The organism is Immundisolibacter sp. (assembly GCF_028696615.1).
GTDB lineage: Bacteria > Pseudomonadota > Gammaproteobacteria > Immundisolibacterales > Immundisolibacteraceae > Immundisolibacter.
Map to the genome: position 1 here is coordinate 1 of NZ_JAQVGQ010000284.1, position 2,964 is coordinate 2,964.

3 protein-coding genes and 1 pseudogene are annotated in these 2,964 nt (G+C 68.8%); 3 read left to right on the forward strand and 1 reads right to left on the reverse strand.

Annotated features, from left to right (window positions below):
* Positions 1-316: pseudogene (locus PHC73_RS13255) on the forward strand (sodium:proton antiporter); the annotation flags it as partial.
* 242 nt (positions 317-558) lie between these two features.
* On the opposite strand, the gene yghU reads toward PHC73_RS13255, so the two are convergent.
* Complete coding sequence (gene yghU, locus PHC73_RS13260) at positions 559-1,401, reverse strand: glutathione-dependent disulfide-bond oxidoreductase (RefSeq protein ID WP_300129207.1); 843 nt, start codon at positions 1,399-1,401, stop codon at positions 559-561.
* Between the two features lie 105 nt (positions 1,402-1,506).
* Here yghU and PHC73_RS13265 point away from each other — a divergent pair, with 105 nt between their 5' ends.
* Complete coding sequence (locus PHC73_RS13265; protein ID WP_300129208.1) at positions 1,507-2,079, forward strand: hypothetical protein; 573 nt, start codon at positions 1,507-1,509, stop codon at positions 2,077-2,079.
* A 10-nt stretch (positions 2,080-2,089) separates the two neighbouring features.
* On the forward strand, positions 2,090-2,964 hold an 875-nt coding region (locus tag PHC73_RS13270), incomplete at its 3' end, for an FAD-binding oxidoreductase (protein WP_300129210.1).

Sequence of the window (2,964 nt, forward strand, 5' to 3'; positions counted from 1 at the left end):
TATCGCCAGTCACATCCAGGGCCGGCCGATGTTCGGCGAGACCGTCAGCCACGCCGACCTGCTGGAACTGCTGGAGGCGGGCGCCAAGATTTCCGCCACGCGCCTGACCGATACCTTCGACTGGGACGCCTACCAGCAGCGCTTTGCAGGTGGCGGGCAACTGCTGTTCGCCATCAGCCCGGCAGGCCGCCTGTATGTGACCGGACCGGCGTTCGACGCGCGCCCGGCGGCCGGCTGGGTGTTGATTGGCCTGTACAGGCCGCAGCCGCAGGGCGCAGCGGCAGGGGAGGACGCCGCGGCGCCGGCCGGCACCTGAGGCGATTGCCGCACGCCCGGTACGGGGTTGGAATACCTCCTGCGCGGGGCCGTTGCCGGCACGTGCCGAGCACCGGCCCGGCGGCAGGACTGCCGCCGGGCGCTGCGCCAGCGGCCTGTCAGGAATCGCCGTAACCGGTGACCGGCCGGACAGCAACGCCGTTGGGGCGTCTGCATCCCCAACCGGCCCGCGAAACAGAAGCCGCGTCCACGAGTCCACACGGACTCGCGTCGTTTTCTTCCCTACCGCTCGAAGTCCTCCGGACTGTGCCGCTCGCGCAGCTGCTGATCCTCCGGACCCGTGATGCGGTTCACGCGTCGGCCGCGCTGCACGGCAGGCCGGGCGGCGATTTCGTTGGCCCAGCGCACCACGTGCGTGTAGCTGTGCACCTGCAGGAACTCGGCCGCGTCGTAGAGGTTTTCCAGGATCAGACCGCCGTACCAGGGCCAGATGGCCATGTCGGCGATGGTGTACTCGTCGCCGATCATGTAGCGCCGCTCGGCGAGGTTGCGGTCCAGCACGTCGAGCTGGCGCTTGACCTCCATGGCGAAGCGGTTGATGGGGTATTCCTGCTTGGTCGGCGCGTAGGCGTAGAAGTGCCCGAAGCCGCCACCCAGATAGGGTGTCGCCCCCACCTGCCAGAACAGCCACGACAGACACTCCGCCCGCGCGGCGCCGGCCTTGGGCAGGAACGCGCCGAATTTCTCGGCCAGGTACACCAGGATGGCGCCCGACTCGAACACGCGCGTCGGCGGCGTGGTGCTGCGGTCCAGCAGCGCCGGAATCTTGGAGTTGGGATTCACCGCCACGAAGCCGGTCGAGAACTGCTGGCCTTCCAGGATGTTGATCAGCCAGGCGTCGTACTCGGCGTCCGCATGGCCGGCGGCGAGCAGTTCCTCGAACAGAATGGTCACTTTCTGGCCGTTCGGCGTACCCAGCGAGTACAGCTGGTGGGGGTGCTTGCCGACCGGCAGCTCGGCCTCGTGCGTGGGGCCGGCGATCGGGCGGTTGATGTTGGCAAAGCGCCCGCCGTCAGTCTGCTGCCATTGCCACACGCGCGGGGGGGTGTAGGGCTGGTCGCTCATTGGCATCTCCGGGTGCAAAAATCGGTAGCGGCCAGCAGGTTACCAAACGCCGCCGCCGCCGGCGGCTGTTAGCATGACGGCCCTCCCTCACAGCCGTAATCGCCCATGACCATAGCCGTCGCCGTGCGCAAAGATGGCGAAATCGTCATCGCCGCCGACACCCAGAACAACTTTGGCCACAACCGTGCGCCGATTTCGAACCACCGCACGCAGAAGATCCTGACCGTCGGCGACAACCACCTGGCTACCAGCGGCTGGGGGCTGTACGCCAACATTCTGGATGACTTTTTGGCGCGCAAGCGGCCGCCGAAGCTCGACAGCGAGCGCGACGTGTTCCGGTTCTTTCAGGCGTTCTGGAAGGCGCTGCACGAGCAGTACTCGCTGGTCAACGACCAGTGCCAGGCCGAGGAGGAACGTTCGCCGTTCGGTGATCTCGATGCCTCGTTCCTGCTGGTGAACGGCGGCGGCATCTTTTATGTGTCCTCGGACACCAGCGTGACCGCCTTCGAGCAGTATTACGCGGTCGGTTCCGGGGCCGAGTTCGCGCTCGGCGCCCTGCACGCGCTGTACGACAGCGACCTCGACGCCGAGACCATCGCCCGGCGTGCCTGCGCCGCCGCGATGGCGTTCAACGTCTACTGCGGCGGCGAGGTCGACGTGTGTCGGGTGACGCTGTGAGCGCATTGGCGTGACCGGCCTCGATCGCGGCGCTTTGCTGGCGCGCCTGGCCGAAGTGCCGGGCTGCGACTGGCGCACCGACGCCGCGGCCATGGCGTCGTATCTGGCCGAGCAGCGCGGCCTGTATCGAGGCGACGCGCTGGCGGTGGCATTGCCCGGCGACACCGCGGCCGTAGCGGCGCTGGTGCGGGCGTGCGCGGCGCTCGACTTGGCGCTGGTGCCGCAGGGCGGCAACACCGGCCTGTGCGGCGGGGCGGTGGCGCAGGATGCGACGCGGCAGGTCATCGTGAGCCTGGAGCGCATGAACCGCATCCGCGCCGTCGATGCCGCCGATTTCACGCTCACCGCCGAGGCCGGCTGCATCGTGCAGCGGGTGCGCGAGGCGGCGGCCGAACACGACCGGCTGTTCCCGCTCAGTTTCGGCGCCGACGCCAGCGCGCGCCTCGGCGGCGCGCTCAGTACCAACGCCGGTGGCACCAACGTGCTGCGCTACGGCAACGCCCGCGAGCTGACGCTGGGTCTCGAGGTGGTGCTGGCCGACGGGCAGGTGTGGGATGGTCTTCGCGCGCTGCGCAAGGACAACACCGGTTACGACCTCAAGCAGCTGTTCATCGGTGCCGAAGGCACGCTCGGCATCATCACCGCCGCGGTGGTGAAACTGTTTCCGCTGCCGCGCGAGACCATTACCGCCTGGCTGGCCTGCCCGTCGGTCGAGGCCTGTGTGGCGGTGTTCGGGCGCCTGCGCGAGGCCAGCGGCGATGCCGTCAGAGCTGTGAGCTGGTATCGCGCACGGCGCTCGAGTTCGTGCTGCGCCACCTGCCCGGCGCGCGCGATCCGCTGGCCGCGCCGGCGCCGTGGTATCTGCTGGTCGAGCTCAGCAGTTCG